Raw genomic sequence first — 19,218 nt, forward strand, 5'->3', positions numbered from 1 at the left:
GATCCAATGCCTGGTTCACCTTCACGGTGAACGAAGGTTGCTGGGCCTCGGTGACATCGCCATTGCTGACGATGGTGACCGAGACCTTGTCGCCCTGGTTGCCTGCGCCGGGCGTGCCGGAGCCGGTTTCATCGGTGACGGTGGTGGTGACGGTGTTGCTGCCGAGCGTGAGTTTCTCGAAATTATCGCCACCGGTGACGCTTTCGAGCTTGTTGACGATGCTCGGCTGACCGCCGACGTAGACGTCATCCTTGGCGGTGACGATGGCCGTGCCGGTGGTGCTGCCCGCTGCGACGGTGACTTTGGTGCCGTCGCTCAGGGTGAAGGTCAGGCCACCGTGGCCGCTAACCGGGAGACCTTGGGCATTGGAAAGGGTGACGGTGTAGGTGACCTGGCCGCCTTCGGCCACGGTAGTTTTGTCTGCTGTGAGGGTGGCGACCACTTCGCTGGGGGTATCGCTGATCTGTACAGTCGCGCTGCCGCCGAGCTCCAGGTTCTCGAAGGTCTTGCCAGTCACGGTGGCATTGCTGATGCCGACGGTGAGCGAACCTGCGTCTTTGAAGACATCCTCGCCTTGGGCCGGGGCTTTGTACTCGACCTGGGTCTGGCCAGCAGCAATCGTGACTTGGTCGCCATTGCTGAGGGTCACGGTCAATGGGCGATCCAGTGCCTGGTTCACCTTCACGGTAAAGCTTGGCTGCTGGGCCTCGGTCACGTCGCCGTTGCTGACGATAGTGACCACGACCTTGTCGCCCTGGTTACCCGCGCCAGGCGTACCTGTCCCAGGTTCATCGGTGACGGTGGTGGTAACCGTATTGCTGCCAAGCGTCAGTTTTTCGAAGTTGTCGCCTCCGCTCACCGACTCGAGCTTGTTGACCAGCGACGGCTGGCCGCCGACATAGACGTCGTCCTTGGCCACGACCGTGGCCGTGCCGCTGGCACTGCCCGCAGGAACGCTGACGGTGGTGCCGTCGGAAAGCGTGAACACCAAGCCCCCATGCCCCGTGACGGAGAGGCCTTGGGCATTGCTGAGGGTCACGGTATAGGTGACTTGCCCGCCTTCAGTGACGGTGGTCTTGTCCGCCGTGAGAGTGGCGACCACTTCGCTCTGGGTATCGCTGATCTGCACGGTGGCGTTGCCGCCGAACTCCAGATTCTCGAAGGTTTTGCCGGTGACGGTGGCATTGCTGATGCCTACGGTGAGTGAGCCGGAGTCTTTGAAGACATCGTCGCCTTGGGCGGGCGCTTTGTACTCGACCTGAGTCTGGCCGGCAGCGATGGTGACTTGATCGCCATTGCTCAAGGTGACGGTGAGTGGACGGTCCAGCGCCTGGTTCACCTTCACGGTGAACGACGGTTGCTGGGCTTCGGTGACATCACCATTGCTGACGATGGTGACCGAAACCTTGTCGCCCTGGTTGCCAGCCCCCGGCGTACCGGTACCCGGCTCGTCGGTGACAGTGGTGGTAAGGGTATTGCTGCCGAGAGTGAGCTTCTCGAAGTTATCCCCGCCGCTCACCGACTCAAGTTTGTTGACCAGCGACGGCTGGCCGCCGACATACACGTCGTCCTTGGCGACCACGGTGGCTGTGCCGGTGGCGCTACCCGCTGCGATGGTGACTTTGGTGCCATCGCTCAGCGTGAAGGTCAGGCCGCTGTGCCCCGTGACCGACAAGCCCTGGGCGTTGCTGAGGGTGACGGTGTACGTGACTTGTCCGCCCTCGGTGACCGTGGTCTTGTCCGCTGTGAGGGTGGCGACCACTTCGCTCTGGGTGTCGCTAATCTGTACGGTGGCGCTGCCGCCGAACTCCAGATTCTCGAAGGCCTTGCCGGTGACGGTGGCATTGCTGATGCCAACGGTGAGTGAGCCGGAGTCTTTGAAGACATCGTCGCCTTGGGCCGGGGCTTTGTATTCGACCTGCGTCTGGCCAGCGGCAATGGTGACCTGGTCTCCGTTGCTCAAGGTGACGGTCAATGGACGGTCCAGCGCCTGGTTCACCTTCACAGTGAACGACGGTTGCTGGGCTTCAGTGACATCGCCGTTGCTGACGATGGTGACCGAGACCTTGTCGCCCTGGTTGCCAGCGCCGGGCGTACCAGTCCCAGGCTCGTCGGTGACGGTGGTCGTCAGGGTATTGCTGCCGAGGGTCAGTTTCTCGAAGTTATCGCCGCCACTGACCGACTCGAGCTTGTTGACCAGGGAGGGTTGGCCGCCGACATAGACGTCGTCCTTGGCGACAACCGTGGCTGTGCCGGTGGCACTGCCTGCCGCAACGGTGACCTTGGTGCCATCGCTCAACGTGAAGGTCAGGCCGCCGTGGCCGCTAACCGGGAGGCCCTGGGCATTGCTCAGGGTCACGGTGTAGGTGACCTGGCCGCCTTCGCTGACGGTGGTCTTGTCCGCTGTAAGGGTGGCGACCACTTCGCTCTGGGTATCGGTGATCTGCACCGTGGCGCTGCCGCCAAACTCCAGGTTCTCGAAGGTTTTGCCGGTCACGGTGGCGTTGCTGATGCCGACGGTGAGTGAACCTGCGTCTTTGAAGACATCGTCGCCTTGGGCCGGCGCCTTGTATTCGACCTGAGTCTGCCCCGCAGCGATGGTGACTTGATCGCCATTGCTCAAGGTGACGGTGAGTGGGCGATCCAACGCCTGGTTCACTTTCACGGTGAACGAAGGCTGCTGGGCCTCGGTGACATCGCCGTTACTGACGATGGTGACCGACACCTTGTCACCCTGGTTGCCCGCACCCGGTGTGCCGGTCCCCGGCTCGTCGGTGACAGTGGTCGTCAGGGTATTGCTGCCGAGGGTCAGCTTCTCGAAGTTACCGCCACCGGCGACCGACTCGAGTTTGTTGACCAGGGAGGCTTGGCCGCCGACATAGACGTCGTCCTTGGCCACAACCGTGGCCGTGCCGCTGGCACTGCCCGCAGGAACGCTGACGGTGGTGCCGTCGGAAAGCGTAAACACCAAGCCCTCATGCCCCGTGACGGAGAGGCCTTGGGCATTGCTCAGGGTGACTGTATAGGTGACCTGCCCGCCTTCGGTGACGGTGGTCTTGTCCGCCGTGAGGGTGGCGACCACTTCGCTCTGGGTATCGCTGATCTGCACGGTGGCGCTGCCACCGAGCTCAAGGTTCTCGAAGGTTTTCCCGGTAACGGTGGCGTTGCTGATGCCCAAGGTGAGCGAGCCGGAATCCTTGAAGACATCGTCGCCTTGGGCGGGAGCCTTGTACTCGACCTGGGTCTGGCCTGCGGCGATGGTGACTTGATCGCCATTGCTGAGCGTGACGGTCAGCGGACGATCCAGTGCTTGGTTCACCTTCACCGTGAACGAAGGTTGCTGGGCCTCGGTGACATCGCCGTTGCTGACGATAGTGACCACGACCTTGTCGCCTTGGTTGCCCGCGCCGGGCGTACCTGTCCCAGGCTCGTCGGTGACGGTGGTGGTGAGGGTGTTACTGCCGAGGGTCAGTTTTTCGAAGTTATCGCCGCCGGTGACGCTCTCGAGTTTATTGACGATGCTCGGTTGGCCGCCGGTGTAGACATCATCCTTGGCCGTGACGATGGCCGTGCCGGTGGCGCTGCCGGCTGCGACGGTCACTTTGGTGCCATCGCTCAAGGTGAAGGTCAGGCCGCTGTGCCCGGTGACCGGGAGCCCTTGGGCATTGCTGAGGGTGACGGTATAGGTCACCTGGCCACCTTCGGCAACGGAGGTTTTGTCTGCCGTGAGGGTGGCGACCACCTCGCTGGTGGTGTCGCTGATCTGCACCGTGGCGCTACCGCCGAACTCCAGGTTCTCGAAGGCCTTGCCAGTAACCGTGGCGTTGCTGATGCCGACGGTGAGCGAACCTGCGTCTTTGAAGACATCGTCGCCTTGGGCTGGGGCCTTGTACTCGACCTGGGTCTGGCCAGCAGCAATCGTGACTTGGTCGCCATTGCTGAGGGTGACGGTAAGCGGACGATCCAGCGCTTGGCTCACTTTCACGGTGAACGATGGTTGCTGAGCTTCGGTGACATCACCGTTGCTGACGATGGTGACCGAGACCTTGTCGCCCTGGTTGCCCGCGCCAGGCGTACCGCTCCCAGGCTCGTCGGTGACGGTGGTGGTGAGGGTGTTGCTGCCCAAGGTGAGCTTCTCGAAGTTATCCCCGCCGGTCACCGACTCAAGCTTGTTGACCAGCGACGGTTGGCCGCCGACATAGACATCGTCTTTGACCACCACTGTCGCCGTGCCGCTGGCGCTGCCAGCTGGGATGGTGACCTGGGTGCCATCGCTGAGGGTGAAGGTCAGGCCGCCGTGCCCTGTGACCGACAGGCCCTGGGCATTGCTGAGCGTGACGGTGTAGGTGACTTGCCCCCCTTCGCTGACCGTGGCCTTGTCCGCTGTCAGGGTGGCCACCACGTCGCTTTGGGTATCGCTGATCTGCACCGTGGCCGGGCCGCCCAGCACCAGGTGCTCGAAGGTCTTGCCGGCAACAGCGGCATCGCTGACGCCCAGGCTGACCTGGCCGGCATCCTTGAACACGTCATCGCCTTGGGCGGGAAGGCTGTAGGTGGCCTGGGTCTGGCCAGCGGCGATCACCACTTTCGCGCCATTGCTCAGGGTCACGCTCAGGTCGTGGTCCAGCTTCTGGTTGAGCGACAGGGTGAAGGTCGGTGCCTGGTCCTCGGTCACGTTGCCATTGGCAGTGATGCTGACCGTCACGGTATCGATGCTGTCACTCACCAAGGTGCTGGCAGGTGTCGGGTTGGCGACCAGATTCTCGAAGTTGCCGCCCGTTGCCCCCGTGATCGTCGTGTTTATCGTGGAGCCATTGACGTACACATCGTTCGCGGGCGTCTGCACCACGATGCTGCCAGTCGACTTGCCGGCCTCGACCAGAATCGACTGGCCATTGGACAGGGTGATGGTCACCGGGGTCTGTGCCGGGTTGCTCAGGGTCACGGTGTAGGTGATCACGCCACCCTCGTTCACGTTCGGCGTGGCCGACAGCGTCGCAGTGGTGGTGTCGAGGGTGTCGGTGATGGTGGTGATCGCAGGGGCGGGGTTCGGGGTGACGACCAGGCCGCTGCCGCCACTGGTGCCGGTGATGGTGGCGGACACCTGCCCGCCGTCCAGGTACACCGTGTCATTGGGCGGGAGGGTCACGTTGACCGTGCCGCTGGTCTGGCCTGCGGCAATCACGATGACTGCCCCGTTGGATAGGGTAACGGCCAGGTCGGTGAGCGGTGGCTGGCCCACGGTGGCGGTGTAGACGATCACCCCGCCGGCCTCGGTGAGGGTTGGCGTGGCGCTCAGGGTCAGCGCCGTGCCGACGGGCGCAGGGGTGACACTGGTGCTGTTGCTGGCAAGCGGGTTGTTGACGCTGGTGTCCGGCGCGCCCAGCTCCAGGTTGGCCATGCTGATGGCGAAGCTCAGCGGGTTGGTCGGGAAGCCCACGGTGGGGTCCACGACGGCGGCGGTTTCCTGCAATTGCACGAAGCTGTGGCCACCGCCTGCGTTGCCGCCTCCTGCCGAGGTGGGGCCGGCAGCGGTGGGGTCCAGCACGGTGGTGGGGTCGGCACCGGCGGCGATGGCTTGCTGCAGTTCCTCGACCGAAGGGGCTTGCTGCGCTGTGGCTTCGCTCAGGTCGGTGGTGCTGTCGGGGGCGTCGGCGCTCCACTGCGTGTCGCGGCCAAGGTCGAGCAGGCGGCCGTCGGCCAGCTCTAGGGTGATCGCGCCACCCGGGCCCGTCAGCACCTGCTCGCCAGCGAACAATCGGTCTCCTTCGATGAGGACCCGGCGAATACCCTCCGGGGATACTGCGATAACTTGGCCAACAACGCTTTTGACGATGGCAACGGCAGTGCTCATGAAGTTCTCCGGTTTACCCGACCAATCGCTTCCATGCCCAGTCGGCGCAGACTTCACCGTGCGGGAGGAATGTTCTAAGCCAGTGGGGCCGCCAACTTTTAGAGCGGCGGATATGTGCGCCACTGACGGGAGCGAGGCGTCTGGAAAATTCAGACGCACCTCGCCTCATGTCACATCGAGAATTGCAGGCTTGCCAATTCTTACTTTGGTATTAGTTCGGAGGTGTTCCAAATGATTCCCTGGGAATTTCGCCTGGCAAAACATTGGCAGCGGCGGGCGTCGAATGCAGGCTTGAACGTCGAGGCGTCAATAACGGGCGTTCTGGACTGTCTCGCCGGGTTCACAAGGAATTCACGGCAACACCTTGCATCGGCTCAATCACAGGTTAGTCTTGCTGGGGACGTTTTGAGGAAGTTCGATCAGGCAGCGATGCATTGTATAAATCGGGGAGTACCCGCAGTGCAGGGGTCATATGAAACCTTCCGCGCCTGCTGCCGTCTGGTTTAAGTGCAGAGCAAGCGAAAGTTTGCCCGGTGGTGAACGATACAGCCTGTCATGTTATTGACGGGTACGAAGTAATGGATGATGGCCTATTGCTAATTCATTAATTCGAAAGCCTGAGTGCTGAGTGGGCCGCTCCTGTCCACTTTTCCATCTACTGCAAGGATGAAGAGAGCGCCGCGTGGAATCTGAAGTCAGTCGAGTTCAACTCAGTCACGACCCCCGCAGCCAGCATGACGACCCCTTGCTGGACAGTCTGCTGACCCTGTGCGTACTGCACCAGAAGCCAGCCAGCCGGGCCATGCTGACCACCGGGCTTCCGTTGCCGGCCCAGCGCCTGAGCCCCGAGCTGCTGCCCCGTGCCGCCGCCCGTGCCGGGCTGCAAGGGCGTCTGTTGCAGCGCAAGCTCGAGCAGATCCCCACCCTGGCCATGCCCGCCATGTTGCTGCTCAAGGAAGGCCGCAGCGCCGTGCTGCTGGGTTGGGAAAACGCCGACACTGCGCGCCTGCTGCTCAGCGAAAGTGACGGCGGCGAGGTGCTGGTCACCCGCGAGGCGCTGGTCAGCGACTACAGCGGCAAGGTGTTCTTCGCCCAGCCGCAGCACAAGTTCGACGTCAACCACGGCAACCTCATCCCCCGCACCCGTTCCTGGTTCCGCGACACGTTGCTGCGCAGCAAGTGGCTGTACATCGATGCGATTGCCGCCAGCCTGGTGATCAACCTGATCGCCCTGGCTGCGCCGCTGTTCGTGATGAACGTGTACGACCGGGTGGTGCCGAACCAGGCCACCTCGACCCTGTGGGTACTCGCCGTGGGCATCGCCGGGGCCTACGTGTTCGACCTGATCCTCAAGGGCCTGCGCAGCTTGTGCCTGGACCTGGCCGGTAAAAAGACCGACCTGATCATCTCGGCGACGCTGTTCGAGCGTATCGTCGGCATGTCGATGAAGTTCCGCCCCGCGCGGGTCGGCAGCTTCGCCCAGAACATCCACGAGTTCCAGGGCCTGCGCGACTTCCTCGCCTCGCTCACCCTCACCAGTCTGATCGACCTGCCGTTCACCCTACTGATCCTCATGGTCATCGCCATCATCGGCGGCCACCTAGTGTGGATCCCGATCATCGCCTTCCCCCTGGCCCTGGGCATCGGCTACGCCCTGCAAAAGCCGCTGATGGCGACCATGGAGCGCACCATGGCCCTGGCTTCCGAGCGGCAATCCAGCCTGATCGAGACCCTCGCCGGGCTGGATGCGGTGAAGGTCAACAACGCCGAGAGCGAACGCCAGTACATGTGGGAGCAAACCCTCGGCACCCTCAGCCGCCTCGAACTGAAGGTCAAGGTGCTGTCGGGCCTGGCGATGAACATCACCCTGCTGATCCAGCAACTGGCCGGGGTGGCGATGATCTGCGTCGGCGTGTACCTGATCATCGGTGGCAACCTGAGCATGGGCGGCCTGGTGGCCTGCTACATGCTCAGTGGCCGCGCCCTCGGCCCGCTCGGCCAGCTCAACGGCCTGCTGGCGCGCTACCAGCAGGCCAAGGTGACCATGACCGCCACCGACCAGATGATGGGCCTGCCCCAGGAGCGCAATTTCGAGGAGCGCCCGCTCAGCCGCCAGGTGCTGCAAGGCGCGGTGGAGTTCCGTGGCGTCGACTTCACCTACCCGAACCAGCAAAACCTCGCGCTCAAGGGCATCAACCTGGTGATCAAGCCCGGCGAGAAGATCGGCATCATTGGCCGCAGCGGCTCGGGCAAGAGCTCCCTGGCCAAGCTGGTCGTCGGCCTGTACGAGGCCGATGGCGGCTCGTTGCTGGTCGATGGCGTCGACATCCGCCAGATCGACGTCAGCGAGCTGCGCCACAACATCGGCTACGTGCCCCAGGACATCCAGCTGCTGGCCGGTACCCTGCGCGACAACCTGGTCAGCGGCGCGCGCTACATCGAGGATGAAATGATCCTGCAGGCCGCGGAGCTTGCCGGGGTGCACGAGTTCGCCCGGCTGCACCCGGACGGCTACGAGCTGCAAGTGGGCGAGCGCGGGCAGAACCTTTCCGGCGGGCAACGGCAGAACGTCGCCCTGGCCCGGGCGCTGCTGCTCAACCCGCAGATCCTGCTGCTCGACGAACCCACCAGCGCCATGGACAACACCGGCGAGGAGCGCCTCAAGCAGCGTTTGCAGGCGGTCATCGAAGGCAAGACCGTGCTGCTGGTGACCCACCGCGCCTCGTTGTTGTCGCTGGTGGATCGGCTGATCGTCATCGACCGTGGGCAAATTGTCGCGGACGGCCCGAAAGCCGCCGTCATGGAAGCGCTGAAGAAGGGGCAGATCAGTGTCGCTTAAGCTCGATGTCGGCAGTTTCAAGGAAAACCTACGCCGTTATTTCAAGGGCTCCGAATCCCTGGCCGGGCAGCCACTGCCCGAGGTCGGCAAGTCGCTGATCGAGGATGCGCCGCGCATCGTGCGCTTCACCATCTGGGGCATCATCGCCTTCTTCCTGTTCATGATCGTCTGGGCCAGCGTCGCGCCCATCGACGAAGTGACCCGTGGCGAAGGCAAGGCCATTCCCTCGTCCAAGGTGCAGAAGGTACAGAACCTCGAAGGCGGCATCGTTGCGCAAATCTTCGCCAAGGAAGGGGAAATCGTCGAGGTCGGCCAGCCCCTGCTGCGCCTGGATGAAACACGCTTCGCCTCCAACGTCGGCGAAACCGAGGCCGAGCGCGTGGCCATGGCGCTGCGGGTCGAGCGCCTGAGTGCCGAGGTCGAGAACATACCGCTGAAGATCGACGAGGAGCTGCGCAAGGCCTCGCCCAGCCAGGCCGCCAGCGAGGAGTCGCTGTACCAGAGCCGGCGCCAGCAGTTGCAGGATGAAATCGGCGGTCTGGAGCAACAGCTGGTGCAGCGCCAGCAAGAGCTGCGCGAGTTCAATTCCAAGCGTGCCCAGTACGCCAGCAGCTTGCAGTTGCTACGTCAGGAAATCGCCATGTCCGAGCCGCTGGTGGGCAAGGGCGCGGTTTCCCAGGTCGAGATCCTGCGCCTGCGCCGCGCCGAGGTGGAGAACCGCGGCCAGATGGACGCCACCGCCCTGGCCATTCCACGGGCTGAGGCGGCGATCAAGGAAATCCAGAGCAAGGTCGAGGAAACCCGGGGCAAGTTCCGCAGCGAGGCGCTCACCCAGCTGAACGAGGCGCGCACCGAGTTGAGCAAGGCCACTGCCACCAGCAAGGCCCTCGACGACCGAGTCAACCGCACCCTGGTCACCTCGCCGGTGCGCGGCATCGTCAAGCAGCTGTTGGTGAACACCATCGGTGGGGTGATCCAGCCGGGCAGCGACATCATCGAGATCGTGCCGCTGGACGACACGCTGGTGATCGAGGCGAAGATCCTGCCCAAGGACATCGCCTTCCTGCACCCGGGGCAGGAGGCGACGGTGAAGTTCACCGCCTATGATTACACAATCTATGGCGGGCTCAAGGCCAAGCTCGAGCAGATCGGCGCCGACACCGTCACCGACGACGACAAGAAGACCACTTACTACCTGATCAAGCTGCGCACCGACAAAAGCCATTTGGGCACCGACGAGAAGCCGCTGCTGATCATTCCGGGCATGGTGGCGACGGTGGATATCCTCACCGGCAAGAAAACCATCATGAGCTACCTGCTCAAGCCGATCTTCAAGGCCCATTCGGAGGCGTTGCGCGAGCGCTGAATAGTGGCCCCTAAATCCTGTGGGAGCGGCCTTGTGTCGCGGAAGGGCCGCTCCCACAGGGCCAGCGCCAAGCCCAGGATTTATAACCCCACATCCCCCGCATACGGCGTCTGCAAGTCCCGCTCAGGTATCTCCCAGATCAACAGCTTCGGCGGCGTCTGCTTGAATGCTGCGCTGTCGAAATACGCCTTGGCCGCCCCGGAGAACTCGCCGCCATCCTTGCCGAAATTACCGATCGGCGCCGACAGCGCCTGTTGCAGGAACCCGGCGAAGTTCGAGTTGCGCGAGAACGAGGTGCCGATCAGCGCCACGTTGGGCAGGTTGTCGTCGCCGAACAGGTCATCCAGATCGTCGCCGCCCGGCGTCTGCTCGCTGAAGGTGGTGGCCTGCACCCACTCCTGCGGCGGTTGCAGCGAGGTCGGCAGCCAGTCCAGCCCCGCCAGGCGCACTAGGTCGCCCGGCCTTGGCGCGGCCGCTTGCTGGCCTTCATCGAAGGCACGCGTGGGCGTGGCCTCGATACCCAGCGCCGCTACTTTGGCCGCAATGGCCTGTGCAGCGGCCTTGGCACCGGCCTCGCTCCAGTGAGTATCCAGGCGCAGGAAGGCATCGCTACCCAGCGGCTGGAGGCCGGCCGTGAGGTCCAGCACCGGCACGCCCGCGGCCTGTAGCCCCTCTGCCCAATTGCGGATACGCGGCTCGAGGCTGGCCGGGCGCGGCAGGTCGCACAGCTGGCTGGCGGCGATGCGGCTCTTGTCCGGCACCACGCTGACCAGCAGCGTCACCCCGCGCTTTTCCAAGGCCTGCTGCAGCGCGATGACCGCTTGCTGCTTGGCCTGGGCGTTCGCCTGCGCATGGCGGTCGAGTTTGAACTCGTCGCTGATGAACAGCCACTGCTCGCAACCCTGGCGCACCCGCGGCCCGCTGTCACCCAGCACCAGCCAGGTGCCGGCGCGTTCCAGGCGTGCGGCCTGTTCGGGCAGCGGCGCCTTGGCCAGTTCCTTGGCGATGCGGTGGGTGATCTCGCCTTCGAGTACCTCGTCGTTGGACACCGCCTTGCCGGGCAGCAAGGTGAGTTTTCCGCTAGCCAGCAGCCAGCCGCAGGACACCAGGCCAATGCCGAGGAAAGCCGCAAGGGCGATGCCAGCCACAGGGCTGGTGCGCACGGCGATGTCGCTGGGAGGCGTCGGGGCCGTGCTTGGAGGTGGGGTCGTGTTGGTCATCAGAACTGGAAGTACAGGAAGGGCACGGAATCACGGCTAGCGATCAACGAGAACGCCAGCAGGAAACCGGCCACAGGCCAGAGGGCAGCCACCACCGCGTACAGCGGGCTGTGACCGAATCGTCGTTCGATGCGCGCCTGCCATAGCGGCGCGACCACGCAAAACACCCCAAGCAGCGCCGCCAGGCCATGCACCGGACGCACCATGGCCGACAGCGCCTCGCCCAGGGCGAAGGTATGCAGGCCGAACTGGCCGGCGTACATGTTCAGGGCGGTGTCGAAGTCCGGGGCGCGGAACAGGGTCCAGGCCAGGCACACGAACAACAAGGTCAGTGTATGCGACAGCACCTTGGGCAGCGCCGGCAGGCTGGAGCGGCTCCAGGCCCGGTCGACGCACAGCGCGATACCGTGCGCCGCACCCCAGAGCAGGTAGTTCCAGCTGTCGCCGCCGTGCCACAGGCCGGCGATGGCCATGGTCAGGAACAGGTTGCGGTAGGTGTTCCAGGTGCCGAAGCGGTTGCCGCCCAGGCCGATGTACAGGTAGTCGCGCAGCCAGCTCGACAGCGACAGGTGCCAGCGCCGCCAGAAGTCCTGGATGCTGCTGGCCAGGTACGGCCGGTTGAAGTTCTCCGGGAAATGGAAGCCCAGCATCAACCCCAGGCCGATGGCCATGGCGCTGTAGCCGGCGAAGTCGAAGAACAGTTGCAGCGAGTAGGCCAGGCAGCCCAGCCAAGCGTCGAGGAACGACGGGTTCTCCAGGTGGAAGGCCACGTCTACCAGCGGCGACAGGGTGTCGGCCACCAGCACTTTCATGCACATACCGATCATGAAGCGGCGTGCGCCCAGCGAGAAGTTCGCCCAGTTGAAGTAGCGCTGCTCGAGCTCCCGGCGCACCCAGTCATAACGAATGATGGGGCCGGCGATGGAGTGCCCGAACATCGAGATGTAGGTGGCGTAGTTGACGAAGCTGCGCTCCACCGGAACGGTGTGCCGGTGCACGTCGACCAGGTACGAGATGGCTTGCAACACGATGAACGACAGGCCCGCCGGCAAGGCCACCCGTTGCCATTCCATGGGCAGCGCACCGTAGTAGGTGATCAGCTGGTTATAGGTGGCGGCGAGGATGTTGGCGTACTTGTACCAGCACAGCACCAAGGTGTTCAGCACGATCAGCGCCACCAGCAGGCGCATTCGCCCCCGGCCGTCCTCGCGGCTGCGGTCCACCGCCAGGCCTCCGACCCAGGCGATCACCGTCAGCACCATGTGCAGCAGCAGGAACAGCGGGCTCAGCCAGCCATAGAACAGCCAACTGCCGATCAGCAGCACGCCGTTGCGCCAGGCCGGACGGCTCAGCGCATACACCAGCATGAACAGCGGCAGGAACAGCGTGAGGAACTCGAGCGAGGCGAAAACCATGGTCGGCCGGGGTTCCCTGTCAGTGAGCCAGCTTGTCGACGGTGGCCAGCGCCTGCGGGCCATTGGCGCCCGGCAGTACGATCACGCTGTAGCGTTCGCCAGCCTGCAAGTCGCCCAGGTCTACCGGGGCGCCGACGTTGGCATTGGCGCACACCAGCTGCACCGACAGCTTCACCGGGTTGATCGAGCGGCGTTGCACTTGGCCTTCGGCGCTATCCTTGAACAGGTCGCTGTTGCGTCCGGCTGGGCGCAGGGCGGCGCCGGTGCAGGCGGGGTCGACGTTGACGAAGGCTAGAGAGGCCTTCAGGCCGTTGAAGTCATCGGGCTGCTCGCGCACCACGACCTGGCGCAGGCCCTTGGCGTCGGCAATCGCCACCACGGTGGCGAACTCGCCCGGCGCTACGCTCAGGTCCAGCGCGGCGGAGCCTGCGGGTTGCTTGAGGGTGCCCTTGATCGGCTTGCCCGCTGGTACCGGCAGGTAGTCCGAGACACTGTTCGCGGTCTTCAGCTCAAGGCTTGCGCTGGAGCCTGCGGCCACCAGTTCTAGGGGCGCAGGCGTTGCGTTGACGAAGCGCAGGAAGGCCGAGTCTTCGCTGGGGCCGGTGGGGTACAGGGCGATTTCCGCCTGGGCGGCGCCGGCCGCCAGCAGGCAGGAAAGCGACAGCAGGGCACGGCGCATCATTTGGTCCCCTTCACGGCAGGGCTCTGGGCGACCGCTTCGCCAATGGCCTTGGCCCAGGCCTGGTAGCCCGGTGCAGTAAGGTGCTGGCCATCGACCGTGGCCCACTGGCCCTGCTTGGACATGGCCAGCGAGTCGATGTAGCTGCACGGCGCCACGTTGGCGGCGAGGAAGTCCGAGGTCATCTTCACCCGGGCGTAGGTCTTGCCGTACTTGCCGCCTTCGCTGCCCCAGTTCGGGCCGACCCACACGCACTTGGTGCCGGAGGCCTTGATGGCGCTGGTGAAATCCTTGGTCTGCTGCCACAGCCAGGCCTTGGGGAAGGCCGGCTTGGTGTAGCTGGCCATGGTGTCGCCCATCACCACCACGATCAGGTCGGCCTTGTCGGCCTTGATCAACTCGCCCACCGGCTGGGTGGCGGCCTTGGTGCCTAGCACTACCGGCTTGTCGGTGCCACGGCGCTCGGCGCCGCCGCAGGTGCCGGGGGTCACCTTCAGCCAGTCGCCGGCGTTGGCGCCGCACACGCCCATGGAGTGCACTTGCGCGCCTTGCTGCACGAAGTTGTCGTGCAGGCTCTTGATCAGGTAGTCGGGCGTAGCCAGGTGGCTGTCGCCGATCATCAGAATGGTCAGGCCTGCGAGAAGGGAAGACGCCATGGGTAGGGCTCCTTGAACTTAGTTCGAATAAGGGGAACGGTAAGGGCTGACCGGCAGTGGCATCGCACCGCTGGCGCCATCGAACAGGTAGCGCAGGTACAGGCCACCGGTCCATTGCTGGTAGTCGCGGGCGTTGTCCACGCCCAGGCTGCCACCGAAGAAGAAACCATCGCCGAGGCGGTATTCGCCGCTGGCGTTGAGCGAGTAGCCGATGCCGGACTTGTTCTGCGACTCGTAGCGGGTGCGCAGCTCGCGACCGTCGGCAGCATAGTCGCGGCTCAGCTGTTCCAGCGCGGCTTGGGTGGTGCCGTCGCGGAAATAAGGCGCGCCATCCTGCTCGATGTGTTGCAGGCCCACGGCGCCTTGCACCTGGTAGCTCCAGCGCGGGCCGCGCTGCGCCCAGGTCACCGGCACGCCGATGGAGAAGAAGTTCTGCGGGCTGAAGTAGCCGCCATGGCCGTAGGTGAAGAAGCTCTGGTTCTCGTCGTAGCGCGTGCCGGTGAGCGACAGGCCCAGGGTCAGGCGCTGGTCGAGGTTGTTGACCAGGTACCAGTAGATGCCGCTGCCCAGCTCGATGCGGGTGTTGGACTCCACATGGTTGCCTTCCAGGCTGTGCCAGGCGCCATACACGTAGCTGCCGAACTCCTGGTTGTCGTAGCCCAGTTGCAGGCGCCCGCCGGTGGCGGTCACGCCGCCCCATTCCAGGCCGCTGCGGGCATCGCGTACGCCGGCCCAGGAGGCCACGCTGTCGGTCACCGAGCGGCGCGAGAGGTTCAGGTTGTAGCGGAAGTTGCTGTTCTCGGCGAACGGCCGGTCGAGGCTGATGCCACCCACCGCGTTGGTGTAGCGGAAGCCCAGTGGGCTGGTGCCGATGTCGGCTTTCAGGCCCATCGACGGCTTTTCGTAGGCCACGGCCAGGCCCACGCCCTCGGCCTTTTGCGAGCCAGTGCTGGCGTTGAGGAACTGGTCAGCCAGGGCATTGCGCGCAACGTCGGTGGGCGCGGCAAGGTACTGCGCGACCTGGTCGGCGTTGGGGCCGCCAAAGCGGGTGGTGGACGACAGCTCGCTGCCCACGCTGCCGGCATTCAGCGACACCGGCGTCACCCGCAGGGCCACGCGGTCATCGTTCCACGGCAGGCTGATTTCCAGCGGAGTCTCGATATCGGTGATCTTGCCCATGCCCGATTCGCTGTCGTTGCCGCGGTAGGTCACGCCTTGCTTGATCTGCGGGCTTCGGGCCTCGCGAATCTGATCCAGTTCACGCTCGATCGCGGCGCGCGGGTCGACGACAGGCGCGGGGGCGTCATTCATCGCCAGGGTGTTGCGTTCGCCACGCGGCAGCGGCTCGGCCTCGCGGCTGGCTACCAGGGTCGGCGCATCGAAGGCGGTCTGCCGACGCGCCTGGGTTTGCACGGCAGCAGGCTCAGGAATTTCTGCCAGCACCGTTTCGTTCAAGCGCGACTGCTTGCGCTGGCCCGGTTGGCCAACGAACGGGTTGGCGGCTACGGCCTGGCCGAACGGGTTGAGGATTTCGTTTTCCTGCGGTGCTTGCAGGGCCAGGGCCCGGTCGTAGAGCTCCTGGGCCTTGGCCAGCTTGCCGCGGCCACGGTAGTAGCCAGCGGCGCTGCTGAGAATCTGCGGGTTGCGCGGTGCCAACTGCACGGCTTTCTCCACGGCGTCCTCGGCCTTGGCAGCCTCGCCGTTGGCCAGGAAGGCCTGCGCCGCGCCCATTTGCACGTCGGGGTTCTGCGGTTCGCGGCGCAGCAGCGGGGTGAACAGCTCCACGGCTTTCTGTGGGTTGCGGTTGTCCAGGTACATGCGCGCCAGGGAGGCGTTGGCCTGGGCGTTTTCCGGGCGCTGGGCCAGGGCCGGGGCCAGGGTGTCGTAGGCCGCCACCAAGTCGCCTTTCTCGCGCAGCAGGTCGGCCTGGCGCACGGTGTACTGGAACAACAGGTCGTCGTACTGGCGCTGGTCGGCGCCTTGAAGCGGCTCGCTGCGTAGCTCGCGCAGCAGCTTGCTGACTTCTTCGTCCTTGCCGGCCTTGAGCAGGGCGTTGGCGTAGGCGATGCGCAGGCTGGGGGCTGCTGTGGGGCTTTGCGCGATGGCGCTGCGCAGCAGGGTCAGGGCGCGGTCGGTCTGGCCGATTTCGATATAGGCCGAGGCCAGCGCCGACAAGCTGGCCGGGTCGCTCCCGGCAGTGCTCTCGGCGCGTTGCAGCAACCGCACGGCCTGCTGGCGCTGGCCTTGGCTGGCGAGTTCCTGGGCTTGGTCGGACAGCAGGCGCAGCGACACTTCGTCGGCCAGGGCCTGCATGGCGGGCGTACGCTGAGCCGTCGGCACCTGGGCCAGTTGCTGCTGGGCGGTGGCCCAGTCGTTCTGGCGGCTGGCGTACAGGGCGCTGGCGTACAGCGCTTCGGCTTGGCCTGGGTTGTTGCGCAGCATCTGCTCCATCACCTGGCGTGCCTTGCTGGGAGCATCGGCCTTCAGGTGCAGTTGCGCCAGGTCGTAGCTGGCCCAGACGTTGCGCGGATCGTCGCGCAGCGCCGCTTCCAGGGCGGTGCGGGCACCGGCCAGGTCGCCACTGCGCTCGGCTTCCTTGGCCTGGCCGATGGCGATGGCCGCACGCAGGGTGCGCAGGTCGCCCAGGCGCTGGCGTTGGGCATCGCTGAGGCCGTCGATCAGGCGTTGACTCTGCGCCAGCTTGCCGTTCTGCGCCAGCACCGTGGCCAGGCCGCGCAGGGCATTGGGGTTGCCGGCGTCCAGCGACAGGGCATGGCGGTAGGTGGTTTCGGCGGCGTCGAACTGGCCTTGGGCGGCTTGCAGGTCGGCCAGGCTCACGTGGCCCTGGATTTCCCGAGGGTTCATGGCAATGGCCCGTTGCAGCTGCTCGCGGGCTTGCTGTGGGTTGCCGTTGTCGCGGGCCTGGCGTGCGTCGTCGAGCAGCACCCAGTAGCGGTTGCCCTGCAACGCGCTTTGCCAGCGGCTGCTGTTGCCCCGGCTGATGGCCTGCTTGAACAGCGCGTCGGCATCGCCCAGGCGGCCCTGGCGCTGGCGCACCACGCCCAGGCCACCGAGGGCGTCGGCATCCTGCGCCTGCTCGCGCAGACGCGCTTGGAAGGCTTGCTCGGCGGCGGCCAGGTCGTTGTTGTCCAGGGCCTTGAAGCCGCGGGTGAGGTTGGCGTTCTGCTGGAGCGCTGCTGGCTGCGCGGCGCGGGCGCCGCTCTTGAGCTGCTCGCGAATTTCTTCGTCGTCCGGGTAGGCCTTGAGGTAGGCCTCGAACAGCGGCACTTCCGCCGGGCGCGGGTTGCCCAGCCAGGACAGGCCCTGGCGCCAGGCTTCCACCGACTCGCCACCGATCACCGTGTCCGAGGAATAGGACGCGAGACGGCGAATGCCCTCGACCCGTGTGCTCTCGTTGCGCAGCAGCAGCTTGGCCAGGTTGAGCTTGATCTTCATGTCGTTGGGCGCAAGGCCCGACAGGCGTTCCAGCCCCTGGCGCGCCTCCTGCCAGCCACCTTCGGTGTAGCCCAGGTAGCTGTAGAACTCCAAGCCCAGATCGCCCTGCGGCACTTGGCCGGCGAACAGTTTGCGGTAAGCGACGACGGCCTGGTCCAGCTCACCGGAGATGGCCAGCTGGCGAGCGTCGGCCAGCAGCTCCTCGTTGCCACCGGCATGCAGGGCGATTTCCTGTTCCAGCAGCAGGGTCTGGCGTGCCTCGGGGTGCGCGGAACGCAATTGTTCGAGGTAGCGGCGAGCCCCCTGCGGGCGGTTGCCGTCAAGCTCCAGCAGGGCCAGGCCATACAGCGCGTCGGCCTGTTGCGGATCGATCAGCAGCAGCTTGCGCCAGGCCTCGGTAGCACGGACGTTGTCCTTGCGGGCCTGCCAGTACTGGCCCTGCTCGAGCAGCACTTTGCCGTTGGCACTGAGCTCGGCGTATCCGCTGTTGTGGATCAGGGCCAGCATGACCCCCAGGGCTAGCGTGTTGCGGCGGGCGGACATGAGGACTCCCAGGAAGTTTTCAGCTTGCCGTCATCGAGGAACTGGTAATGCGCGTCGATGTAACCGAGGGCAAAAAGGCTGAGCACGAAATCGTAGTAAGGGGGCTGGCGCATTTTCACCGCTTCTTCGGTGAGGCTGGCGGCCATCAGTTGGTCGACCCGGGCGCGTTGCTGGTCGAGCAGGTAGGGCTGTTTCAGGGCCTTGAAGTACGGCAGTAGCGCGGCCGAGAAGCCGAACGGGCCGGTACCTTGCAGGGCGCCGTCGTTCAGGGTGACCTTTTCCGGCGGCGTGCCCTGGCTGGCCACGGCGCGGCTCATGCCTTGCAGGCTGTCGAGGATCGGCTTGGCCTGTGGGTCCTTGGCCGGGGTGACGCCGGCCCACAGGTACACGCGAATGGCGTCGTAGCTGGCCAGCGGGCCCTTGGCCGGGTCGGTCACGAACATGCCGCTGTTGGGGCTGGTGCCGCGGTAGCCGACCCAGTCGGCGACGAAGCCGTGCTGGCTGACGCCCTTGAACAAGCTGCCGGTGTTGCGCGCGATCTCGCTCCAGGGGCCATTCGGCTCGGCCACGGCCAGGCGGCGCAGCACCGGAATCGGCAGGTAGCTGGGGTTGAGCTGCCAGTAGTGGTCGGGTTTGGCGAAGCTGATGAACCCCGGCAGCAGCATCTTGCCCAGGCCCGGCAGCTCGGCCACTTCCTGGCGGGCGATGTTGGCCAGCAGGGAGCGGGCGTCGTTGGTGTAGCGCTCGTCTTTCCAAAGGCGTGCGGCTTCGAGCAGGGCGTAGGCGAACCACAAATCGGCGTCGGAGGCCGAGTTGCGATCCAGCAAGCGCCAGGCTTTCTTCTCGTCCAGCCCCCACCACCAACCGGGCAGGTTGCTGCGGATATCGCTGCCGGCCAGGTTGTCCTTGGCCCAGGCCCAGAGCTTGTCGAAGCTTTCGCGGTCGTTGCCGACCAGGGCGAAGAACATGGCGTACGACTGGCCTTCCGACGAGCTGTGCTGCTGCGGCGTGCTGGCGTCCAGCACGCGGCCGTCGGGCTGCACGAAGTGCGTGCGGAAGGTTTGCCACAGTGGCCAGGCGTTGGCCTCGCAGGCCTGTGCCTGGGCCAGGGCGACGCCCGGCAGCAGCAAGCAGGCCAGGGCGGCGCCGAGACGGCGCAGGCGGGAGGGGACGCAACGCTTGGCCATGGG

9 protein-coding genes are annotated in these 19,218 nt (G+C 65.2%); 2 read left to right on the plus strand and 7 right to left on the minus strand.

What is annotated here, in order from left to right; genetic code table 11:
* Positions 1 to 5,854 (minus strand): retention module-containing protein (locus ACQKPE_RS07040; protein ID WP_427664424.1); only part of this gene is annotated, 5,854 nt, incomplete at its 3' end.
* Between the two features lie 682 nt (positions 5,855 to 6,536).
* Here ACQKPE_RS07040 and ACQKPE_RS07045 point away from each other — a divergent pair.
* Both ACQKPE_RS07045 and ACQKPE_RS07050 read left to right on the plus strand, forming a co-directional pair.
* Positions 6,537 to 8,693, plus strand: coding sequence for a type I secretion system permease/ATPase (locus tag ACQKPE_RS07045; RefSeq protein WP_427664426.1), 2,157 nt, complete (start codon positions 6,537 to 6,539; stop codon positions 8,691 to 8,693).
* Complete coding sequence (locus tag ACQKPE_RS07050) at positions 8,683 to 10,059, plus strand: HlyD family type I secretion periplasmic adaptor subunit (protein ID WP_427664427.1); 1,377 nt, start codon at positions 8,683 to 8,685, stop codon at positions 10,057 to 10,059. The genes ACQKPE_RS07045 and ACQKPE_RS07050 overlap by 11 nt, the downstream gene beginning before the upstream one ends.
* Positions 10,060 to 10,139: 80 nt before the next feature.
* On the opposite strand, the gene ACQKPE_RS07055 is transcribed toward ACQKPE_RS07050, so the two are convergent.
* The 6 genes from ACQKPE_RS07055 to bcsZ are packed head-to-tail and all read right to left on the minus strand — an operon-like array spanning position 10,140 to position 19,215.
* Positions 10,140 to 11,279 carry an alginate O-acetyltransferase AlgX-related protein gene (locus tag ACQKPE_RS07055; RefSeq protein WP_427664429.1) on the minus strand — a complete coding sequence of 380 codons (1,140 nt, stop codon included), beginning with the start codon at positions 11,277 to 11,279 and terminating at the stop codon, positions 10,140 to 10,142.
* Positions 11,279 to 12,694: an MBOAT family O-acyltransferase gene (locus ACQKPE_RS07060; RefSeq protein ID WP_427664431.1), complete on the minus strand. Its 1,416-nt coding sequence runs from the start codon at positions 12,692 to 12,694 to the stop codon at positions 11,279 to 11,281. Before ACQKPE_RS07060 ends, ACQKPE_RS07055 begins: the two co-directional genes overlap by 1 nt.
* Before the next feature lie 19 nt (positions 12,695 to 12,713).
* Positions 12,714 to 13,373, minus strand: a complete 660-nt coding sequence (locus ACQKPE_RS07065; RefSeq protein WP_427664538.1) for an alginate O-acetyltransferase AlgF — start codon at positions 13,371 to 13,373, stop codon at positions 12,714 to 12,716.
* Positions 13,373 to 14,029 carry an SGNH/GDSL hydrolase family protein gene (locus ACQKPE_RS07070; RefSeq protein ID WP_427664433.1) on the minus strand — a complete coding sequence of 219 codons (657 nt, stop codon included), beginning with the start codon at positions 14,027 to 14,029 and terminating at the stop codon, positions 13,373 to 13,375. Before ACQKPE_RS07070 ends, ACQKPE_RS07065 begins: the two co-directional genes overlap by 1 nt.
* A gap of 18 nt (positions 14,030 to 14,047) precedes the next feature.
* Positions 14,048 to 18,028: a cellulose synthase subunit BcsC-related outer membrane protein gene (locus tag ACQKPE_RS07075; protein WP_427664435.1), complete on the minus strand. Its 3,981-nt coding sequence runs from the start codon at positions 18,026 to 18,028 to the stop codon at positions 14,048 to 14,050.
* Positions 18,004 to 19,215, minus strand: a complete 1,212-nt coding sequence (gene bcsZ, locus ACQKPE_RS07080) for a cellulose synthase complex periplasmic endoglucanase BcsZ (protein WP_427664437.1) — start codon at positions 19,213 to 19,215, stop codon at positions 18,004 to 18,006. The genes ACQKPE_RS07075 and bcsZ overlap by 25 nt, the downstream gene beginning before the upstream one ends.
* Positions 19,216 to 19,218 lie beyond the last annotated feature (3 nt).

This window comes from Pseudomonas sp. NPDC089554 (genome assembly GCF_050280645.1).
GTDB lineage: Bacteria > Pseudomonadota > Gammaproteobacteria > Pseudomonadales > Pseudomonadaceae > Aquipseudomonas.